The 19,301-nt window shown below is 44.9% G+C and carries 21 protein-coding genes; 9 read left to right on the top strand and 12 right to left on the bottom strand.

Annotated features, from left to right (window positions below; translation table 11 throughout):
• Positions 1–70: 70 nt before the first annotated feature.
• Together KFF44_RS02315 and KFF44_RS02310 are read right to left on the bottom strand one after the other, a co-directional pair.
• Positions 71–1,075 carry an NAD(P)H-dependent flavin oxidoreductase gene (locus KFF44_RS02315; protein WP_370691133.1) on the bottom strand — a complete coding sequence of 335 codons (1,005 nt, stop codon included), beginning with the start codon at positions 1,073–1,075 and terminating at the stop codon, positions 71–73.
• 30 nt (positions 1,076–1,105) lie between these two features.
• The gene (locus tag KFF44_RS02310) at positions 1,106–2,329 is read right to left on the bottom strand and encodes an aspartate kinase (protein WP_255936767.1); all 1,224 of its coding nucleotides are present in this window, start codon (positions 2,327–2,329) and stop codon (positions 1,106–1,108) included.
• A gap of 204 nt (positions 2,330–2,533) precedes the next feature.
• Here KFF44_RS02310 and ubiG point away from each other — a divergent pair, with 204 nt between their 5' ends.
• Entirely contained in the window at positions 2,534–3,280 is a 747-nt protein-coding gene (ubiG, locus tag KFF44_RS02305) for a bifunctional 2-polyprenyl-6-hydroxyphenol methylase/3-demethylubiquinol 3-O-methyltransferase UbiG (RefSeq protein ID WP_370691132.1), read from the top strand.
• A gap of 18 nt (positions 3,281–3,298) precedes the next feature.
• Here ubiG and KFF44_RS02300 read toward each other — a convergent pair whose 3' ends face one another.
• From KFF44_RS02300 to KFF44_RS02285, 4 genes are all read right to left on the bottom strand, one after another.
• The gene (locus KFF44_RS02300; RefSeq protein ID WP_255936765.1) at positions 3,299–3,808 is read right to left on the bottom strand and encodes a DUF1178 family protein; all 510 of its coding nucleotides are present in this window, start codon (positions 3,806–3,808) and stop codon (positions 3,299–3,301) included.
• A gap of 24 nt (positions 3,809–3,832) precedes the next feature.
• Positions 3,833–4,657, bottom strand: coding sequence for a carbon-nitrogen hydrolase family protein (locus tag KFF44_RS02295; protein WP_255936762.1), 825 nt, complete (start codon positions 4,655–4,657; stop codon positions 3,833–3,835).
• A 9-nt stretch (positions 4,658–4,666) separates the two neighbouring features.
• On the bottom strand, positions 4,667–4,924 hold the full coding sequence (gene grxC / locus KFF44_RS02290) for a glutaredoxin 3 (protein ID WP_255936759.1): 258 nt from the start codon (positions 4,922–4,924) through the stop codon (positions 4,667–4,669).
• A gap of 123 nt (positions 4,925–5,047) precedes the next feature.
• Entirely contained in the window at positions 5,048–5,788 is a 741-nt protein-coding gene (locus KFF44_RS02285) for a ComF family protein (protein WP_255936757.1), read from the bottom strand.
• Between the two features lie 87 nt (positions 5,789–5,875).
• Here KFF44_RS02285 and KFF44_RS02280 point away from each other — a divergent pair, with 87 nt between their 5' ends.
• The gene (locus tag KFF44_RS02280) at positions 5,876–6,721 is read left to right on the top strand and encodes a methyltransferase domain-containing protein (RefSeq protein ID WP_255936755.1); all 846 of its coding nucleotides are present in this window, start codon (positions 5,876–5,878) and stop codon (positions 6,719–6,721) included.
• A 20-nt stretch (positions 6,722–6,741) separates the two neighbouring features.
• Here KFF44_RS02280 and KFF44_RS02275 read toward each other — a convergent pair whose 3' ends face one another.
• Complete coding sequence (locus KFF44_RS02275) at positions 6,742–7,305, bottom strand: nucleotidyltransferase family protein (protein WP_255936754.1); 564 nt, start codon at positions 7,303–7,305, stop codon at positions 6,742–6,744.
• Positions 7,306–7,749 carry an 8-oxo-dGTP diphosphatase MutT gene (gene mutT / locus KFF44_RS02270; RefSeq protein ID WP_255936752.1) on the bottom strand — a complete coding sequence of 148 codons (444 nt, stop codon included), beginning with the start codon at positions 7,747–7,749 and terminating at the stop codon, positions 7,306–7,308.
• Positions 7,750–7,872: 123 nt separating this feature from the next.
• Between mutT and KFF44_RS02265 the strand changes: the two genes are divergently transcribed.
• A complete protein-coding gene (locus KFF44_RS02265) occupies positions 7,873–8,046 on the top strand; it encodes a Flp family type IVb pilin (protein ID WP_255936750.1) in 174 nt (57 codons plus the stop codon).
• A gap of 9 nt (positions 8,047–8,055) precedes the next feature.
• On the opposite strand, the gene KFF44_RS02260 is transcribed toward KFF44_RS02265, so the two are convergent.
• Together KFF44_RS02260 and argJ are read right to left on the bottom strand one after the other, a co-directional pair.
• A complete protein-coding gene (locus KFF44_RS02260; RefSeq protein ID WP_255936749.1) occupies positions 8,056–8,325 on the bottom strand; it encodes a hypothetical protein in 270 nt (89 codons plus the stop codon).
• A gap of 133 nt (positions 8,326–8,458) precedes the next feature.
• Positions 8,459–9,697, bottom strand: coding sequence for a bifunctional glutamate N-acetyltransferase/amino-acid acetyltransferase ArgJ (argJ, locus tag KFF44_RS02255; protein ID WP_255936747.1), 1,239 nt, complete (start codon positions 9,695–9,697; stop codon positions 8,459–8,461).
• A gap of 276 nt (positions 9,698–9,973) precedes the next feature.
• Between argJ and secA the strand changes: the two genes are divergently transcribed.
• Entirely contained in the window at positions 9,974–12,790 is a 2,817-nt protein-coding gene (secA, locus tag KFF44_RS02250; protein WP_255936746.1) for a preprotein translocase subunit SecA, read from the top strand.
• A 172-nt stretch (positions 12,791–12,962) separates the two neighbouring features.
• Positions 12,963–13,853 carry a hypothetical protein gene (locus KFF44_RS02245; RefSeq protein WP_255936734.1) on the top strand — a complete coding sequence of 297 codons (891 nt, stop codon included), beginning with the start codon at positions 12,963–12,965 and terminating at the stop codon, positions 13,851–13,853.
• A 160-nt stretch (positions 13,854–14,013) separates the two neighbouring features.
• Here KFF44_RS02245 and KFF44_RS02240 read toward each other — a convergent pair whose 3' ends face one another.
• Positions 14,014–15,018: a ribonucleotide-diphosphate reductase subunit beta gene (locus KFF44_RS02240; RefSeq protein WP_255936732.1), complete on the bottom strand. Its 1,005-nt coding sequence runs from the start codon at positions 15,016–15,018 to the stop codon at positions 14,014–14,016.
• Between the two features lie 341 nt (positions 15,019–15,359).
• Between KFF44_RS02240 and KFF44_RS02235 the strand changes: the two genes are divergently transcribed.
• The gene (locus tag KFF44_RS02235) at positions 15,360–16,013 is read left to right on the top strand and encodes a PEPxxWA-CTERM sorting domain-containing protein (protein ID WP_255936730.1); all 654 of its coding nucleotides are present in this window, start codon (positions 15,360–15,362) and stop codon (positions 16,011–16,013) included.
• Positions 16,014–16,068: 55 nt separating this feature from the next.
• Here KFF44_RS02235 and KFF44_RS02230 read toward each other — a convergent pair whose 3' ends face one another.
• Positions 16,069–16,437, bottom strand: a complete 369-nt coding sequence (locus KFF44_RS02230; protein WP_255936728.1) for a DUF2794 domain-containing protein — start codon at positions 16,435–16,437, stop codon at positions 16,069–16,071.
• Positions 16,438–16,655: 218 nt separating this feature from the next.
• Between KFF44_RS02230 and KFF44_RS02225 the strand changes: the two genes are divergently transcribed.
• The 3 genes from KFF44_RS02225 (at position 16,656) to KFF44_RS02215 (ending at position 19,254) form a co-directional block, all read left to right on the top strand.
• The gene (locus KFF44_RS02225; protein ID WP_255936727.1) at positions 16,656–17,396 is read left to right on the top strand and encodes a head GIN domain-containing protein; all 741 of its coding nucleotides are present in this window, start codon (positions 16,656–16,658) and stop codon (positions 17,394–17,396) included.
• Positions 17,397–17,474: 78 nt separating this feature from the next.
• Entirely contained in the window at positions 17,475–18,179 is a 705-nt protein-coding gene (locus KFF44_RS02220) for a head GIN domain-containing protein (protein WP_255936725.1), read from the top strand.
• A gap of 388 nt (positions 18,180–18,567) precedes the next feature.
• Positions 18,568–19,254, top strand: a complete 687-nt coding sequence (locus KFF44_RS02215) for a glutathione S-transferase N-terminal domain-containing protein (protein WP_255936724.1) — start codon at positions 18,568–18,570, stop codon at positions 19,252–19,254.
• Positions 19,255–19,301: the final 47 nt, after the last annotated feature.

Genomic DNA, 19,301 nt, shown 5'->3' with positions numbered 1-19,301 from the left:
AATCCCAAAATATGTCGTGCATAATATTGATGCGACTATAGCTAAATACTAGAGGCTTGCATCAAAATTTTTAGCTCAAATATGTGATCGCCTGCTCTACAAGCTCGTTAATGATATCCGCTGTTGGCATTTCAGTTTTGACCATACCAACACTTTGGCCTGCCATAACAGAACCTGTCTCGATATCACCGTCAACAACAGCACGGCGTAGCGCCCCACCCCAGAAATGTTCGATCTGCATCTGAGCTTCGTCTTGCGTCAATTCAGCATTTTGATATTTCGTTAAAACTTCCTGCTGTGTTCGCATGAACTGTTCGGTACCTTCATTTCGAAGCGCACGAACGGGAATAACAGGGAATTTAGAATCGATTTGAACGCTTGCAATCGCATCACGCGCGTTACCGCGGATAAATGCGCGTTTAAAACGCTCGTGGGCAATGCACTCATGCGCGACAACAAAGCGCGTTCCAAGCTGGGCACCGGCAGCACCCATTTCAAGGTATCCTGCGATGGCTTCGCCTCTGCCGATACCACCCGCTACAAAAACCGGCACTTGATCTGCAACAACAGGCAAAATTTCCTGAGCGAGAACGCTGGTCGACACAGGGCCAATATGCCCCCCTGCTTCCATACCTTCAATAACCAATGCATCCGCACCAACACGGATTAGTTTTTTTGCCAGCGAAACAGCAGGCGCAAAACACATCAGTTTCGCACCAAAGTCCTTGATCGCCTTAATGGATGAAACAGCGGGCAACCCGCCTGCCAATACTACATGGCTAACATTGTGTTCGCGGCAAACCGCAATTAAATTATCGATGTCCGGATGCAGCGTAATCAAATTGACACCAAAAGGTTTATCCGTCATTTCGCGTGTCGCTGCGATCTCCTGTGACAACAGTTCAGGTGTCATGCCACCGCAGGCGATCACTCCAAACCCTCCGGCATTGGAAATTGCAGAAACAAGATTTCGTTCGGAAACCCATGTCATCGCCCCGCCCAAAATCGCATATTCGCTACCCAGAAAGTCCGTACCCTTTTTCCAAAGGGCGTCAAGACGCTGAGATCCAGTCATTGAATTATTATTTGTCACGTTTTCCGCCTTTTATTCGGCTGCATCCAACCCATATGCCGTATGAAGCGCTCGTACAGCAAGTTCGGTATATTCTGCGTCTATAAGTACGCTTGTTTTAATTTCAGATGTAGAAATAACCTGAATATTGATGCCCTTTTCTGCAAGTGTGTCAAACATTTTACGCGCGACACCTGCGTGGCTCTTCATACCAACACCAACAACAGAAACCTTCACAACGTTATCTGTTGAAATGAGGTCTTTATAGCCAAGCGTCTCCTGACTTTCTTCAAGCGCCTTGATAGCCCGCAGCAGATCATCTTCTGGGATTGTAAAAGTAACATCTGTTGCTTTCCCATTATCTGATGCGCTTTGAACAATCATATCAACATTGACATTTGCATCAGCAAGCGGGGCGAACAAATTCGAGACTTTACCCGGACTATCGGAAAGGCCCACAACTGTAACTTTTGCTTCACTTTTGGCATATGCAATGCCGCTTACAACTTCCTGTTCCACAATTTCTTCCTCACCTACAACCAATGTTCCTGGTAAATCTTCAAAAGATGACAACACCTGTGTTCTCACACCATATTTCATGGCAAGTGCAACCGAGCGGGTTTGCAATACCTTTGCACCCAATGATGCCATCTCCAGCATTTCTTCATATGTGATTTTATCAAGCTTACGTGCCTTAGGAACGATGCGTGGATCTGTTGTGTAGATACCATCCACATCAGTATAAATATCACACTGGTCTGCCTCAAGGGCAGCAGCAATTGCAACAGCTGTTGTATCGCTACCACCACGTCCAAGCGTCGTTATCCGATTATCTTCAGCGATACCCTGAAAACCCGCGACAACAGCGACGCGGCCACCTTTCAGGCATTCCTCAAGTTTCTCTGTCTTGATTTCCTCGATACGGGCGGCACCGTGCACATTATTTGTTATCATCGGTATTTGCCAACCGAGGAATGACCGCGCGGGTACTCCCATATCCTGCAATGTAATCGCAAGCAAACCACTTGTGATCTGCTCACCTGCAGCGACAACTGTGTCATACTCTCGGGCATCATGCATCATTGCAGCCGTGCGGCAATAATCGACCAATTGATTAGTCACGCCAGACATCGCGGAAACCACAACCACAACCTCATGGCCTTCTTCCACAGCTTTAGCAACACGCGTGGCGACATTCCTGATACGATCAAGGTCACCTACGGATGTACCGCCAAACTTTTTTACTATTCTTGCCATCTATCGATCCAGACAGAAAATAAACATCATGCTATTATGCCGCATTACGCTTGACCCAAACGTCAGAATGGTGCGTATAAATGCAGCGCGACCTGTCTACAGGTTGGTTAGCATATTCGCAAGACCAGAAAAGCCCGATTTACAAAGATTTTGCGTAATAATATTTCAAGGAGAGCCTTTGTTGTGTCAGAAATGAATAGTAAAATTGCTTCCGGGTCAACCGTTGACGAGAGTGAAGTAGAGTTTTTCGCAGCTATTTCTGACACATGGTGGGACCCTAAGGGCCCCTTCAAACCCCTGCATCAGTTAAACCCTACTCGCCTTAAGTTTATTCGTGACGCTGTTACCGATCATTTTAATTTAGATGCTTCAGCCAAAAAGCCATTCGAAGGTTTGAGGTTTTTAGATATTGGCTGCGGGGGCGGGCTAATTTCCGAGCCAATGTCGCGCCTGGGTGCAGACATGCACGGTGTTGACGCCTCCGAGAAGAATATTCATATCGCCAGTCATCATGCGAGCGAGACAGGGGCAAGCGTTAACTATCGTCATACAACGGCAGAAGCGCTCGCCGAGGCAGGTGAAACATTTGATGTGATCATTAATATGGAAGTGATAGAGCATGTTGCAGACGTTGATGCGTATCTTTCTGCATGTCGGTCACTGTTGAAGCCCGGTGGCATTATGCTTCTGTCTACAATTAACCGAACAGCCAAGGCCTTTCTTTTTGCTATCGTTGGTGCTGAATATGTATTGAGGTGGCTCCCCAAAGGGGCTCACGACTGGAATAAATTTATCACACCCGCTGAACTTCAAAATGCATGCAGAAAAGCAGGTTTCGAAGCATCAGAGCCTACTGGCTTTATTTTTTCGCCGTTTAGTCAAAAATGGTCATTATCTGGCAGTGATACTGATGTGAATTACGCAATGGTTGCGACAAGCCCTAATATCTAAACAAAATTAGCAGTATTTTCAGGCGTCTGTTTTCGGGGCAATGGGTATCGGCAAGATATCGATACCTTCCTCGATAAGTTCTGCCGTTTCATCGGCACTCGCTTCACCGTATATACCGCGTTCCGTGGTTTCACCGTAATGAATTTTTCGCGCTTCCTCAGCAAATTCCTTACCGACATAATCGCAATTGTCTTCAACGTGCTTTTTCACAGTTTTGGCGAATTCCTGTGCTGCTTCCGCAAGTTCCTTAGGGATTTCAACTTTAGGGCTGGTGGTTGCTGCTACGGATTTGGAAGAGCCTTTATATGTTGACTGCGAAACTTCAGAAGAGGGCTTGGGCGATGCTTCAGGCTTTTGATTAGATTTAGCGGCAACATTAGGAGCCATAATCGCCTTTTGAACATCACTTGAACCACAAAAGGGGCATTCAACAATACCCTTCTGTTGTTGCTCCATAAAAGCGTTCGAGGATTGAAACCATGCCTCAAACTTATGGTCATTATTACATTTTAAATCAAAGACAATCATGTAACTTACAACAGTTTCCGTGCACTAATTCTGCAACACGGTCATATCAAAAGGCCTTGAATGTTGCAATGAGGGCATCTTTTTACGGGTTTCAGCGACTTTTTCAAGCGAAAGATCAGCGGTAATATAACCAGCCTCTGCACCTGCATCCGCAATGATCTGCCCCCATGGATCTATGACTAAACTATGCCCAAAGGTTTCTCTGCCTGTTTCATGAAGCCCTGTTTGAGCCGCCGCCAAAATATACGCGCCCGTTTCAATAGCACGCGCCTTAAGAAGCGTATGCCAGTGCGCCTTACCCGTTGGCACAGTGAATGCTGCCGGGACCATAATCAGAGTAGCACCTGCTTCCCCATAGTGCCTGTATAATTCAGGAAAACGGAGGTCATAACAGATTGAAAGCCCCATTTCACCCCAAGGGGTCTCAGCAACAATTGCGTCCTTGCCAGCTCTGTAGAGTGCAGACTCGCGGTAAATTTCGCCGCTTCCCAGATCAACATCAAAAAGATGTAGCTTATCATAACGGGCTTTGATTGAGCCGTCATCGCCAATCAAAAAGGAACGATTAGCCAACTTATCATCAGCAACTTTTATGATCAGTGATCCAATATGCAGCCAAACCTGAAGCTCTTTCGCGATCATTTGGAACGCTTTCAAACCGGGATCATTTTCTTCTGCATATGCTTTGGATAGAACCAGTTTCCGGTCCATTTCCATCATATGAGTTGTTTCTGGTGTGCTAATAAGCTGAGCACCAGTGGCCGCTGCGAGGCGAATTTGCTCTAAGGCAACGTCAACGGAACGCGCGGGATCACGCCCCGTTGTCAATTGAACAAGAGCAACCTTCATCCTAATTGCCTATGACGCTAACAGCGTGTCGAGGCCACCCTTGGCTTCAAGTGCATAAAGGTCATCACACCCGCCAACATGTTCGTTGCCGATCCAAATTTGTGGAACAGAATTAACACCGCCAGCTTTTTGACGCATTTCCTTCCGAACCGAAGGCTTCATATCAACACTGATTTCCTTAAAATTCACGCCCTTTTGCTTCAAAAGCGCTTTTGCACGATGGCAGAAAGGACAGAAGTTAGAACTGTAAATTACTACATTAGCCATTTTTGTTTCCTTTGATATTTGCGCTTATACTTAGGCCAACATCTCTATGAATAAAAGAGGGTAAACTCATCATAAATGTGTGAATATTTCGATAACTGAAAGCAATTCAACCGATCTTTACAGTTATATGTAACTATTCAAACCAACAACCCTCGCAAGCGTTAGAGCCTCAACCCTAGCGGCACCATGCGCTTTCAGTGTCTTTGCACAAGCATTTAACGTTGCGCCTGTTGTATACACATCATCCACCAACAAAACCCTTTTACCCTCAATTTTTGCCTGTTGCCGTTCCTTAACGGTAAACGCCGTTCGTACATTTTTATGACGCTCTTTGCGGTTTAAACTGCCCTGCGTAACTGTATTTTTCTGGCGAACCAAAACCGTAGAGCTAACTTTTAGGTTATGACCACACCCGTTTACATATGCGTCCGCTAGCAAATGTGATTGATTAAATCGTCGCCTCATAAGCCTGAGAGGGTGCAAGGGAACAGGGATGACAAGGTCAATATCTTCTGGGACAAACAGAGTATTGATCATCAATTTTGATAAAGCCTGGAACCCAACAAAGGAACGATTATTCTTAAGCGCCAAAACAAGCGACCTTCCCTTGCCTTCGTATCTGAAAACCGACAGGGCATGATCGAAGGACGGTGTTGACTTAATACATTCACCGCATATCAAATTATCTTCGATCTCATAATCAAAGGGCATGCCGCAAGATTTACACAATGGGTCAATGATCAAAGACAAATCAGACCAACAACGCCCACAGAAGTTTCCATCAACATGAACACGTACACTACAAAGCGGGCACCTTGGTGGCAGAACAAAGTCAATTATATTCTGGGCATATGATCGCATCATCAAAACAATATCAATCTATTAGGTTAGAATAACAGTATTATGAGAAAACAAGTTGCGCGCAAATAAATCCTGCTTTAGGGCAAAGGAATGACACAGAATACTCAGAATTCAGATAACATTACCCTCTTTGATCAAGAGCAAGTCTTGAAAAATGCAATCCGCAGTCAGCGGCTTCCCGATGACCATAACTTCTTGCACCGTGAAATCGCTGATCGTATGAATGACAGACTGCTGGATATCAACCGCAAGTTCCAAACCATTTGTGATTTGGGCGGCTTGTCCAACATAGCCGCATTATCCGCAGCCTCAGGTGTTACAAATATTCGTGAATTCCCATGTGAATTTCTGGATATTGAACCTAATCATTTTGACCTGATTGTTTCTAATCTTCGCATGCACTGGATAAATGATTTACCAGGCCTTCTAATTCAAACGAACAGAGCGCTAAAGCCCGACGGTCTCTTTATGGCTTCCATTTTTGGTGGGGATACGCTTTTTGAGCTTAGGCATGCCCTCATCACTGCGGAATCGGAAATAACAAGTGGTGCACACTCACGAATTTCGCCATTTGCCGACGTCAGGGACATTGGCAGCATTCTTCAGCGCGCTGGGTTTGCCTTACCGGTTACCGATATGGATACAATAACTGTAACCTATGAGCATCCTTTAAAACTAATGCAGGACCTGCGCGGTATGGGCGAAACCAATGCGCTTATCAATCGATCTAAAAATTTCATGCGCAAAGACGTATTAATGCGGGCCAGCGAAATTTATTTACGCGATTTTGCCGGCAGTGATGGACGCATACCCGCAACCTTTCAAATTATTTACATGACAGGCTGGCACCCCCATGAAAGCCAACAAAAGCCGTTAAAACCAGGCAGCGGTAAGATTAACCTAAGGGATGCGCTCGGTAAAAAGCCAAATGAATAGGGAATACGCGTGATCAAAATCTATTGATCCAACACCTTCAAACGTGGCCACCGTTCAAGCCAACCTTTTTCCGCAAATCGCCTTTGAAAGCCGGGTAGGTTATGCTTTTTCATATTTGGGGTAATCCGCAGTGTATGATTTAATAAATCATCAAATCCAAACGGTGCAATGAATTCGAGCTTTTGTTCAGCGCTCAACCTCACACCAATGGCTGTCGCTGTTTCAGGCCAATGGGCCATGGCGTGCTCAAGACTTCTAAAAGGCTTTAGGCCGCTATATTCATGCATCCGCGCCTGATTTCGAACTTGCCAGGGGGCCGAAATTTTGGCTTCAAGCGAGGCTTCCAGTGCGTAATCTATTTCCGGGTTTTTATTAGATTTATCGAAGTAGATAACATCAATATCAGTGTCGGGATATAAGCCATTATTTCCATACAAATGGTCCCAAATACGATTACGGATAAACCCCGCGGCGACAAAGGCATGAGGTATTTGGCTGTGAACACATTTTAAAATATCAATTGCGTAATTATCGTCATGAAGAAGCTTCAGCAGACCATCAAAATAGAGGCGTTCATCCTGCACTTAAAGAAAATCACGCAACATCGCGACAAGCGGAATATCCGCTTCGGGCATTGGATATTCATTCAAATCACGAATTCGCACCCACTTAGTCGCCTGCCCCTCCTGAGGGTTAACAAGGCCTTCCCATTTTCGGCATAAATAAAGCGGCATCAACAGGTGAAATTTTTCATAGGAATGAGATGCAAATGCAAACGGAGCAAGGCATGCCGCCGTGATATCAATATCCAATTCTTCTTTGCATTCTCGAATGAGCGCAGCTTCTGGAATTTCACCAGCTTCAACCTTGCCGCCTGGAAATTCCCAAAGGCCCGCCATCGATTTACCTTCTGGTCGCTGGGCAATCAATACACGACCATCGACATCGATCAGGGCAATTGCGGCAACCAATACAGTTGGCAAGCCAGCATCTATTCGCACATTTGGTTCTGGACAATCATCAATCATTAGGCTGGTTTAGGAGCAATTTTACACAAACTCAAGCTTTAACTGTTTATTTATCTTTTGAGGGGATTTTGAAGAGACTGATTAATAAAATTACAAAGTCGAACCTATTTTAAGGACGATAAAATGTTGAACAAGATAGCTACACTGCCACATTCGGTAATGACCGATGAAACAGGTGCGACAGCCATTGAATATGCACTGCTTGCTGCAATACTTGCTTTAGTTTTAGTGACCAGTATTAGCACTATGGCTGATGAGCTATTCGCTATTCTTAATTTAATTGTAGCCAGTATATAACGGTCTATTTCAATAGGCCGCGCTGACCGCTTCAACTTCACTATCGTAATATTTAGCGGTATTTTGCGTTTCATGCACTACCGATTTCGAATTAACAATTTCAGCACCGCCAATTCGCGCATTAACCACCCTTTGCGCGCGGTTAACCTCAGACTGCATATATTTAAGTTCTTTTAACTTATCGGTCGTCTGATTACCTTGCTGATTTAGGGCATCGGTCAAGGCATTGTTCAATTCATTTAGAAATTTTAATTGAATAGTATAATCTATGCTCGGCATAAAATTCTCCAACACAAACTCAATAGCTCGAGTAGAACAATCAAGTTCCGTGCCAGAATTTTATTATTTATTTACAATAACTTACATATAACCAAGTCGAAAACTGTCATATTTACCGACTTTAAACAGACTATCAGCTCCTATAGTCGGCATTTATTTCTATATACTGGTGTGTTAAATCACAGGTCCAAACTGTTGCTACGCCGCCTGCAATACCGACATCAACCCTTATGCTAATTTCCTGACCTTTCATATGATTTGCAGCATCTGTTTCGCTGTAATCTTCGTGAACTTTTCCTTCGCAGGCGATCAATTGATCACCGATCCAAATACGTAATTTATCGCGGTCAGCCGCCTCACCGGATTTGCCAATCGCCATAACAATACGGCCCCAATTCGGATCTTCACCCGCTATTGCTGTTTTCACCAAAGGGCTATTGGCAATCGTCTTACCAATGTTTTGTGCTGCTATGTCGTTTTCTGCACCTTCCACTTGCACTTCAACAAATTTTTGCGCGCCTTCGCCGTCGCGAACAATTTGATGGGCAAGGTCCGTCATGACAGCCTGAAATTCTGATTTAAATATTGCAAACCTTGGATCATCAATATTTTCGATCTTGTTCGCATTCGATTGGCCTGTAGCAAATGCCAGCACACAATCATTTGTGGAGGTATCACCATCAACCGTTATCGCATTGAAACTTTTGTTTGTTGTATCCCTCAGAATTGCTTGCAGGCATTCTTGGCTTATGGCGGCGTCAGCCATGACAAAACCAAGCATGGTTGCCATATCAGGCGCAATCATACCTGAGCCCTTGGCAATGCCCGTAATCGTTACCGGTTGCCCGTCCAGGTCAAATTGCTTTGACGCTGCCTTGGGAAAGGTATCGGTCGTCATAATTGCTTCTGCGGCAATTCCCCAACTTTGTTCGGTAACTTTTGAAGCCAATGCAGAAAGTCCGGTTTTGATGGGCTCAGGGTCTAATGGTTCGCCAATAACACCAGTGGAGGCCAAAAGAGTTTGCTCTGGTTTGCAGTTTAATAAGTGCGCTACATGTTCCCCTGTTTCCCTGCATGTTCGCTCGCCTTCACGGCCAGTGAACGCATTGGCATTACCAGCATTGACAACTAATGCCCGCACATCAGCCCCGGCGGAGAGTGCGTCCTGACACCAAATAACAGGTGCAGCAGCTGTTTTAGATCGGGTGAAAACCCCTACACACACGGTAGAATCAGCGAATGTTGCCAGCAACAAATCAGGTCGATCTTTGTACCGCAAGTTCGCTTCCAAAGCCGCTACTTTCGCGCCTTTTACCGGAAAAATATGAGGTGAATTTTTAGGGGCAAGCGGTGATCTGGGTAAAGGTGTCATATGGGTTTCTTTGTGTGTGTTTCGTATAAAACAGATATGGTCATACAAGCCGTGAAATTACATATCGAGGTAATCTAGGCTTAGGTAGTTTTAGTATATTTTTCTTTTAATAACCATCCAATCAAGATTTTTTTAATTGGATCAGGGTAATGTGCCAGTTGACACAAGGGCTAGCACTACTTATCTCTGCACAACTTAAATTGTAATATAGATATATGTCATGCCGCGCTTTGGGTGTCGTTTTAAATATCTATCAAAACCGCCAAGGATATGTTCATGCTCGGACTGGGTAAAATTGCGAAGAAAATTTTTGGGACTGCTAATGATCGCTATCTCGCTAAGTTGCAGCCTAAAATAGATGCAATCAATGCGCTAGAAAACGAGTATGAAAAACTCTCTGATGATGACCTAAAAGGGAAAACTCAGGAATTCCGTAGCCGACTGGAAAACGGTGAATCACTCGATAATCTTCTAGTAGAAGCCTTTGCAACTGTCCGGGAGGCGTCGAAGCGTACCCTTGGCTTGAGACATTATGATGTGCAGCTTGTCGGCGGTATGGTTCTAAATGACAGCTCTATCGCCGAAATGAAGACAGGCGAAGGTAAAACATTGGTTGCAACCCTCGCTGTTTATCTGAACGCACTCCCGGGAAATGGTGTGCATGTTGTTACCGTAAACGATTATCTCGCTCAGCGTGATGCTGAATGGATGTCTGCCGTATATGGTTTCCTTGGCATGACAACAGGTGTTGTTGTTCCGGGTGTCGGCGACGAAGAACGGCGTGCATCCTATGCTGCTGATATCACATATGGCACCAACAATGAGTTCGGATTCGATTATCTGCGCGATAATATGAAATTCCACCGCGAAGAGATGGTCCAACGCCCATTCGCTTACGCGATTGTTGACGAAGTGGATTCGATCCTAGTTGACGAAGCACGGACACCATTGATCATATCAGGCCCGACAGAAGATAAATCCGAGCTTTATGTAACGATTGACGAAGTCATCTCTGGTCTTGAAGAAGGTGATTACGAAAAAGACGAGAAAGGTCGCTCGGTTTCTCTTACAGAGGAAGGTACCGAAAAGGTCGAAGGATTGCTTCGTGATCGTGATCTTCTGAAATCTGACGATCTTTATGATTACGAGAACACAGCGATTGTTCACCATGTTGATCAGGCACTTCGGGCGCGAACCATGTTCGAGCGCGACACTGATTACATTGTTCAAGGTGGCAAGGTTGTCATAATTGACGAATTCACTGGTCGTATGATGGATGGACGCCGTTATTCAGGCGGACTTCATCAAGCGTTAGAAGCAAAAGAAAACGTTCAAATTCAACCTGAAAACCAAACGCTTGCGTCAATCACTTTCCAAAATTACTTCCGCATGTACCCAAAACTTGCCGGCATGACAGGAACAGCAGCCACAGAAGCTGAGGAATTTGCGGAAATTTATGGCCTCGGTGTCATTGAAATTCCTACAAACATTCCTGTAGCCAGAATCGACGAACATGACGAGTTCTACAGAACTGCTGATGAAAAATACGAAGCCATTTTGAAAGATATTGAGGAAGCTCAGGCAAAGGGCCAACCCGTACTTGTTGGTACCGTTTCAATCGATAAGTCAGAAATTTTATCTGCGTTCCTTAAGAAACGTAAGGTTAAACACCAGGTTCTAAACGCCAGATACCACGAGCAAGAAGCATCAATTGTTGCTCAGGCAGGCCGTGCGGGCGCCGTTACAATTGCCACCAACATGGCGGGCCGCGGTACAGACATTAAGCTCGGTGGGAACGCGGAAATGCTGATCGAGGAAAAAACCCTCGGCATTACTGACGAAAAACAAATTGCGGATATCACAGCCAAAATCAACGCAGAAGTTGAAGCCGAGAAAGAAAAGGTTCTTGCGGCGGGGGGCCTTTATGTTATGGCAACCGAGCGCCACGAAAGCCGCCGAATCGATAACCAGCTTCGCGGTCGTTCTGGCCGTCAGGGTGACCCTGGACGCTCTAAATTCTTCCTGTCGTTACAGGATGATCTGATGCGCATCTTTGGCCCTGAACGCATGGATAGCATGCTTGTGCGCCTCGGTATCGAAGAAGGGGAAGCCATTATTCACCCCTGGATCAACAAGGCGATCGAGAAAGCGCAGCAAAAGGTTGAAGCTCGTAACTACGATATCCGTAAGAATGTCGTAAAATACGATGACGTAATGAATGACCAACGCCGCGTTGTTTACGATCAGCGCCGCGATATTATGGATGCTGACGAGGTTGGCGAAACAATCAAGGATATGCGCCTTGATGTGATTCACAATCTTGTTGAAACACGTATTCCACCAAAGTCCTATGCTGATCAATGGGACATGGATGGCCTTAATGACGACCTTACCCGTATCACTGGCTTGGAAATTCCGGTGACTGACTGGGCAAAAGAAGAAGGCGTAGATGACGCAGTTATCATTGAGCGCCTCGAAAAAACGCTTGATGAACACATGGAAAGCAAATCAGAGAAATACGGCGCTGGTTTCTGGAATCATGTTGAGAAAAGTTTGCTTCTTCAGGTCGTTGACCAGGAATGGAAAGATCATCTGGCTAATCTGGACCACCTTCGCCAAGGTGTTGGACTTCGTGCATATGGGCAACGCGACCCGCTTAACGAATATAAAACCGAAGCATTCTCGCTCTTTGAGAGCATGCTTTATCATACCCGTGAAAGCGTCACACAATTACTCTCAAACGCAGAGCTGGCACCGCAAGTAGATCCCGCTCAATTGATGCCGGAAAGCCCTTCAATTTTTGAAGAACAGCATCTCGATCCTATTACGGGCGAAAACGAAATGTCCGGCGGCGTTAGTCCAAACGACCCGAGTACATGGGGTGACGTTCCACGAAACGCACCATGCCCATGCGGATCAGGTAAAAAGTTCAAACACTGTCATGGTGATATGGCAAATTCGCAAGCCCCGTCCCTGCAAAGGTCTGCGTCCGGCAACAGACCCGTGCAAAATCCCTTTGGCGATGTAGGTCGAAATGATCCATGCCCTTGTGGTTCGGGTAAAAAATACAAACATTGCCACGGCGCACTGTAAAACGGCATTATAAATCTGAACAAACAAAAAGGCCTATACTGTAGTATGGGCCTTTTCCTATTCTCGGCACATGACACATTTTCGCCTTGTTGCTGAACCCTCTCTGAACATCTACCTCAGCATCACTTAAGTCTGGCTTTGATAACCTCCAACTATAACGATGGAGGAAGTCATGAAACAGTTAAGTACAGTTTACAAACTTTTTGCTACTACACTACTCACTACAACACTTGCGGGCGGCATCGCTGTTGCAAATGATCGTTATAACGGCCCGGTCACATATAACTCTGGGTATCAACAAAATCATAACACGCAGGCCTATGCTTATGATCCCCATAGCCGCGAATTTCGTTCTGAATATGTATTTAAGGTTTACGTAGATGTTCAATCAGGAAAAAAAGGACGTGCAGACAAGCTGGAATATCTAACGCTTGAAACAATTGCACAGCGCCTGCCATACGGTGTTCAGTTAGTGCGCGATCCCCACTATGCAGACCTTGTGATCCGCGCGAACGAACGTAATTATGACGCAAATTTCCGCGTTGTAGATGTTGATCATAAAGACAAGAAATATAAAAAACGCCTCCGCTATAATGCAGGTTACGGCGAATGTGGTGGATTATATAAAGCCCATTATAAAAAAGTAGAAGAGCGCGGAACCGGTTATTATGACTACGGTGTACGTATCCGCATGAAAGGATATGGGCGGGATCGTACCCGCATCAGTGGCCGTGTGCGCGAAAAATATAGCTATGGTACTGACCTGAAAGCGCAAACAAATTGTGGCTTAAGACCAACCAACGTTTTCCCGTCAGGCAAAGTTGCGCGCTTATTTGAACGTTCACACCCAAGCTATCGAAAGGAAGTAAGGCGCGAACTGAGGCGTGAAGCGGCTTGCGATCTGGGTTTGAAAATCGCTTATATCATCAAAGATAAAGCTAATTATTACTATGAAGATCTTGCCGAAAACCTAGCGCGTCAAGCACAGGAATACGGCAATTACGAAGGATATGATGGCCGTCGCTATGGCAATAGAAAAGGTCATCATAATGGGCGTCAATAGCGCCTAAGTGGATTGCCAACGGTTTGAATGATTCCCTTTGGGTATCCTCGCTGTCCATCATTCAAACTTTGGTAAACCATTCAAATAGGTATCCAGCGCATTTAGTCCTGAGCATCCCGCGCTGGGTACCTTATTTGTTTATGGGGATATGAAAATAGGCTTAGGCGAATGCGTCGTCCCAAGACCCTTGCGTAGCGGCTTTCGAATATTCAGTCGCACGATTTTCAAAGAAATTGGTATGTTCAACCGCATTCAGCATAGCGTCCAACCAAGGTAGCGGGTTGGCTTCAATGTGATACTCGGCATCAAGCCCCAATTGTTGCAACCTGCGATCCGCAATATAGCGAATATATTCTTTAACCTCAGCTGCGGTCAGGCCTTCGATCCCTTCCATTGCAAAAGCAAGGTCAATAAAAGCATCTTCGTGCTCAACAATTGTTTTGCAGGCCTGCAATAAGTCCGCGCGCAGGCTGTCATCCCAAAGTTCAGGGTTTTCAGACACCAGTGTTCTGAATAGTTTTACGATAGAATCGCAGTGCAAGGATTCGTCCCGCACTGACCAACTGATAATCTGACCCATTCCCTTCATTTTGTTGAACCGCGGGAAATTGAGAAGCATTGCAAAGCTCGCGAAAAGCTGAAGCCCTTCGGTGAAAGCACCGAAAACAGCAAGTGTGATGGCAGTGGACCGCAGATCTTTTGTATCGAACTGCTGCATATAGTCATACTTATCCTTCATTTCTTTGAAACGAAGGAAGGCAGAATATTCTGTTTCGGGCATGCCAATAGTATCTAAAAGATGGCTATAGGCTGCAACATGGACAGTCTCCATATTGGAAAAGGCAGCCAACATCATCTGTACTTCGGTCGGTTTGAACACCTGACTATAATGCTTCATATAGCAGTTATTGACTTCGATATCGCTTTGAGTGAAGAAGCGAAAAATCTGCGTTAGCAGGTTTTTCTCACCGTCTGATAACTTGTTCGTCCAATCCCGAACATCTTCAGCAAGCGGCACTTCTTCAGGTAGCCAATGAATACGTTGCTGCATCAACCAAGCTTCATAGGCCCACGGATAGCGAAACGGTTTGTAAACATGCCGTTCTTCAAGCAAACCGTGTGGCTGTGGTGTTTCTTCTGGTTGTAGCTTACCCGTTTCAATCATTATAATTGTGCCCCGTAATCAAGATATTGTAGTGCTGATAAATTTTGTACCGAACCATATACTATATTTAGCTTTGCTAATACGCTTTTATTCGTCAAATCAGATCATTTTTTTTATTAAAAAACTAACTCACCGAATTTAAATAGCAATTTGTGTCAAACTATGTTAGTTAACAAATTATTAACAAAACAGATCAGGCACAATGTTTTGACTTTGGTGGTAGGTATAGAGGCTAAAATGCCCGTTTACCGTTAACGAATCGACAAACACTTCAGGCACCTATGAATAGGATTTGAATGTACCTTTTGAAGGTTCAGACTGAAATACTACGGAGTATAAAAATGAAAAAATTACTCGCTGCTTTTAGCTTATTATCACTGATGATAAGCTCTGCTGCGTTTGGAACACAAACATTCAGATTGTTTGATCATGGCTTTGGGTCGCTTGGCCCAGATTACGGATTACGCCTTGATTATCTTGACGGTTCTGGCGCGCACAATCTGTTTAGCGTTAGCAACCTTGATGGCGCATTTGTAACGCTTACTTACACTGATGTCACAGACACTACTGGTGTTGTAGAAATCGACGGTACTGTTGTTCGCAATTCAGACAATAACTCATTCCGCTTAAACTATACGTTTGAAGCAAACCGTCTTGGCTTACCTGGCGATCCATTCAATGGTTTCAAAGCCGTAGACGGCACATCATCTGGCACGCTGTTTGGTGTCCTTGATGGCGGAGGAGATTTCACCTTTGAAGGCAAAAGCAACGGTAGCTACTTTGGCCTCCTCGCGTTTGATGGCCATAGACTGCCAAACGACAGCTCAACAGGTGTTTTCCGTGGCTGGGTCGTGGATAAAGACCGCCCATGCTGTAATGACTTCCTTGTGACCGTTGGAGCAATACCAGAGCCCGCAACATGGTTGATGATGATCATTGGGTTTTCTGTTGTTGGAATTGCCGTCCAACGCCGCAGAAAAGCTCTATTCGCATAAGCAACATAACGATATCTAATTATTGATAAGAAGCCGCATTTTCATGCGGCTTTTTTTAATCAATAAGTTTCAAAAGCTTATTGTCAAAGTATCGCAACACCGCAGGAAGTTCCTTACCCCGCTTTACGATTTGCCCATTCATTGAAAGTATCCGCCAAGCCCCTTGCCTTGAAGCCAAAGAAGGTTCTTTGATGATCTGATATAATGGCATTTCGCTTGCCCTGCGGTAAACCGAGAAGACCGCATAATTAGGTTGAGTATCGATCGCATAATCAAACCATTTACCACCAGAAACCATCCGACCATATACATTCAGGATCTGGGATAATTCCGTGCGCAGTAAATAAACAATCGGCTTTTGACCATGACGTTGGAACGAAGATTTTGACTGTTTTAAGTCGTGAAAACCTGTGTTGTTGGTCATGCTCGTTCTATCACCTGTCCGCTAAAATCAAACCATGTAGTTATCTTCTCAAATAGATAGTGAGGCCAATCATTTTAAAATGCAAGACATACACTGATAGACATGAATTATCGTGCGGTCCTGGCAGGCCTTGAAATTCATTGACCCAATCACAAAATAGTGAGAGAATATATCAAGCTGATATAAAAAAAGAACAGCAACAATACAGTGAGGAAACAATGATGGATAAAGATAGCTTTTTCAAACACGGCGTTTTTGGCGTTGCAATAGTAGCACTTATAAGTGCGGCTGCCATATCGGGCAATTCATCTGACAACGGCGATGATGATAATAGTTATTCCGTTTCAATTGACCTGGACGACGATTATGAAAGCGCCAATGGTGACCGTGTTACTGAAACCCGGGACCTTGCGGCTTTCAATCAAATTCAAGTTAAAGGCGGTATTGAACTAGACCTAACGGCAGGCGGGGAACAATCAGTTACCGTTTCAACAGACAGCAACCGTATTAACTTGGTAGAAACTTACGTCGAAAATGATACGCTCGTTATCGACCTGAGCGAACGCAAGAGAAAACGATTTTGGAATAATGTTGATGTTGATGTGAAAATTTCTGTTGCGAACTTTGACGGGATTGAAATCCTCGGCGCTGTAGACGGCGACTTGACCAACATTAACTCAGACCGCTTTGAAATTGACATCCGGGGCGCAGCAGACCTGAAACTTGAAGGTAATTGTAAAACACTTGTTTTGGACATGCGTGGCGCTGGCGATATTGATGCAGACAAACTTGAGTGTGAAAGCGTTGACGTTGATTTAAAAGGCGCTGGCGCAGCTAGCGTTTATGCAAGTCAATCTGTTGACGCCTTGCTCGCAGGGGTCGGAAGTATCAATGTATACGGCGATCCGAAAGACGTTAACAAACGCACTGGCGGCATTGGCACGATCCAGATTAAATAATATTCAGGGAAACTGAAAACAGTAGCAGCCTGCAAAAGGCTGCCAACACCACACGCTACAGCATATGGGAGAATTAAAATGCAAAAAGGCGCTTATATTATAGCTGCAGCCGGCCTTGTAACAACCGCTGCGCTCGCAACAAATTCAAGCAAAGATGTTAGTGAAGAAATGCGGGATGTCGCCGACTTCACAAATATCGCCTTACAAGGCTCAATGGATGTTATTGTCACCGTTGGCAAAGAAAAGTCGGTAAAGGTTATCGCTGATAGCGACATTATCGATTATCTGGAAACGGAAGTGAAAGGTGACCGACTGATTATCGATCTGGAAGATGGGCGTTCATACAGAAATATTAAAAAAATGCAGGTCATTGTCACAACACCTTCCTTGGAAGGGGCGAGCCTCTATGGCTCTGGTGACATGGACATCAAAGACGTTAAGTCCAATAAATTTGACTTTGAATTACGCGGCTCCGGTGATGCTGTTTTGAGAGATTTTTCCGTTAAAAAACTGGATATTGATCTGGCCGGTTCAGGCGATATCGAAGGTGATGGCTCGTGTGACAATCTGGAAATAGACCTCAGGGGTTCTGGCGACATAGCTGCACGGGATATAAAATGCGAAAATGTTGAAGTTAACCTGAGAGGTTCTGGTGATGTGAATGTTTTTGCTGAAAAAACTGCTGAGGTGAATGTAAGAGGATCAGGTGATGTGGATGTATTTGGTGACCCGGATACTCTCGATTCTAATGTTCGCGGATCAGGTGATGTCAATCGTCGCTAATTAAAAGCATAATCAAACATCATTTATCGACATCTATGTTTTATAAATGCCAGTCAATTCGACTGGCATTTTTCCATTCTGAACCAAAGTTGAGTTTTGCCTTATAATTGCCTTTTTTGCGTCAACCCTCAGCCTTAATGACACCGGACTATTCAATTGTTGGCCTCGACTGGCCCAGTCCGATAGTGAAGCACTGAACCCCTAGCCCCCTCATCTTCACTGTGTCCCCGGATTGGGCCAGTTATTTTCTCTCCCAAAACACTCAAGTGCACACGGCTTTGTGAGTAGAGCACATCTCGACAAGTCAAATACAAATTGGCATTCAAAGGTGTGCTTCTTTAAATATAGGGTAATGACCCCGCAACCAAAGCCGTCAACGGAGATGAAAATGCGCCAACTATTTGAATTATGTGGAAATGACAGAGATATTCGCTTTAGCCCTTTCGCATGGCGGGCATTATTTTGCCTTGCTCATAAAGGCCTGGAGTTTGAGAGAACACCCCTGATGTTCCTTGAAAAAGACCCTTATGAGGCATCTGGCTCAACAGCTTTACCTGTTTTGAAAGACGGCGAAACCTGGGTTACAGACAGCCTCGATATCGCCAAATACCTTGAAGCTACATATCAAGATAATCCTCTGTTCGGTTCAGATGTTGCCCTTGGGCAGGCGCAATTCCTGAACAACTTTTTCAACCAGGTTGTCGTTGGTGGCCTGTTTCCAATGCTAGCCGCTGATGTTTTTGACCTGCTTAGCGATGACAATGGTGCCTATTTCCGAAAAACACGCGAACCAAATTTTGGCGGTGCAACACTTGAACAAATGCGCGACAAACGCGATTCTATGGTTGATGCGTACCGGGCGTCATTAAACCCTATACGTGCTACCCTTGGTTCACAGAATTTCCTTTGCGGTGACGCTCCAGCATGGGCAGATTATGCTGCAATGGGTGGTTTCATGTGGGCGAAGGTCGTTAGTAAATTTGACCCGATCGCGAATGATGATCCTATCAATGCATGGCGCGAACGTATGCTTGATCTGTTTGATGGCCTTGGCCGTTCTGCCAAAACGGTTTAATTTAGAATCATGATGATTTCTCTTGAGAGGCTTGCGTCTCTCAAGAG

The sequence above is a fragment of the Kordiimonas sp. SCSIO 12610 genome, from assembly GCF_024398015.1.
Taxonomy (GTDB): Bacteria; Pseudomonadota; Alphaproteobacteria; order Sphingomonadales; family Kordiimonadaceae; genus CANLMI01.
This window is presented reverse-complemented; position numbering and strand designations above follow the sequence as displayed.

Excerpts from the sequence above, each read along its gene's own strand:
- KFF44_RS02285 (WP_255936757.1), bottom strand. The coding sequence starts at position 5,788 with ATGATGCGATCATATGCCCAGAATATAATTGACTTTGTTCTGCCACCA.
- KFF44_RS02265 (WP_255936750.1), top strand. The coding sequence starts at position 7,873 with ATGTTGAACAAGATAGCTACACTGCCACATTCGGTAATGACCGATGAA.
- mutT (WP_255936752.1), bottom strand. The coding sequence starts at position 7,749 with ATGATTGATGATTGTCCAGAACCAAATGTGCGAATAGATGCTGGCTTG.
- KFF44_RS02215 (WP_255936724.1), top strand. The coding sequence starts at position 18,568 with ATGCGCCAACTATTTGAATTATGTGGAAATGACAGAGATATTCGCTTT.
- KFF44_RS02280 (WP_255936755.1), top strand. The coding sequence starts at position 5,876 with ATGACACAGAATACTCAGAATTCAGATAACATTACCCTCTTTGATCAA.
- argJ (WP_255936747.1), bottom strand. The coding sequence starts at position 9,697 with ATGACACCTTTACCCAGATCACCGCTTGCCCCTAAAAATTCACCTCAT.
- KFF44_RS02230 (WP_255936728.1), bottom strand. The coding sequence starts at position 16,437 with ATGACCAACAACACAGGTTTTCACGACTTAAAACAGTCAAAATCTTCG.
- KFF44_RS02225 (WP_255936727.1), top strand. The coding sequence starts at position 16,656 with ATGATGGATAAAGATAGCTTTTTCAAACACGGCGTTTTTGGCGTTGCA.
- KFF44_RS02235 (WP_255936730.1), top strand. The coding sequence starts at position 15,360 with ATGAAAAAATTACTCGCTGCTTTTAGCTTATTATCACTGATGATAAGC.
- secA (WP_255936746.1), top strand. The coding sequence starts at position 9,974 with ATGCTCGGACTGGGTAAAATTGCGAAGAAAATTTTTGGGACTGCTAAT.
- KFF44_RS02245 (WP_255936734.1), top strand. The coding sequence starts at position 12,963 with ATGAAACAGTTAAGTACAGTTTACAAACTTTTTGCTACTACACTACTC.
- KFF44_RS02240 (WP_255936732.1), bottom strand. The coding sequence starts at position 15,018 with ATGATTGAAACGGGTAAGCTACAACCAGAAGAAACACCACAGCCACAC.
- KFF44_RS02300 (WP_255936765.1), bottom strand. The coding sequence starts at position 3,808 with ATGATTGTCTTTGATTTAAAATGTAATAATGACCATAAGTTTGAGGCA.
- KFF44_RS02310 (WP_255936767.1), bottom strand. The coding sequence starts at position 2,329 with ATGGCAAGAATAGTAAAAAAGTTTGGCGGTACATCCGTAGGTGACCTT.
- KFF44_RS02315 (WP_370691133.1), bottom strand. The coding sequence starts at position 1,075 with ATGACTGGATCTCAGCGTCTTGACGCCCTTTGGAAAAAGGGTACGGAC.
- KFF44_RS02220 (WP_255936725.1), top strand. The coding sequence starts at position 17,475 with ATGCAAAAAGGCGCTTATATTATAGCTGCAGCCGGCCTTGTAACAACC.
- KFF44_RS02295 (WP_255936762.1), bottom strand. The coding sequence starts at position 4,657 with ATGAAGGTTGCTCTTGTTCAATTGACAACGGGGCGTGATCCCGCGCGT.
- KFF44_RS02260 (WP_255936749.1), bottom strand. The coding sequence starts at position 8,325 with ATGCCGAGCATAGATTATACTATTCAATTAAAATTTCTAAATGAATTG.
- grxC (WP_255936759.1), bottom strand. The coding sequence starts at position 4,924 with ATGGCTAATGTAGTAATTTACAGTTCTAACTTCTGTCCTTTCTGCCAT.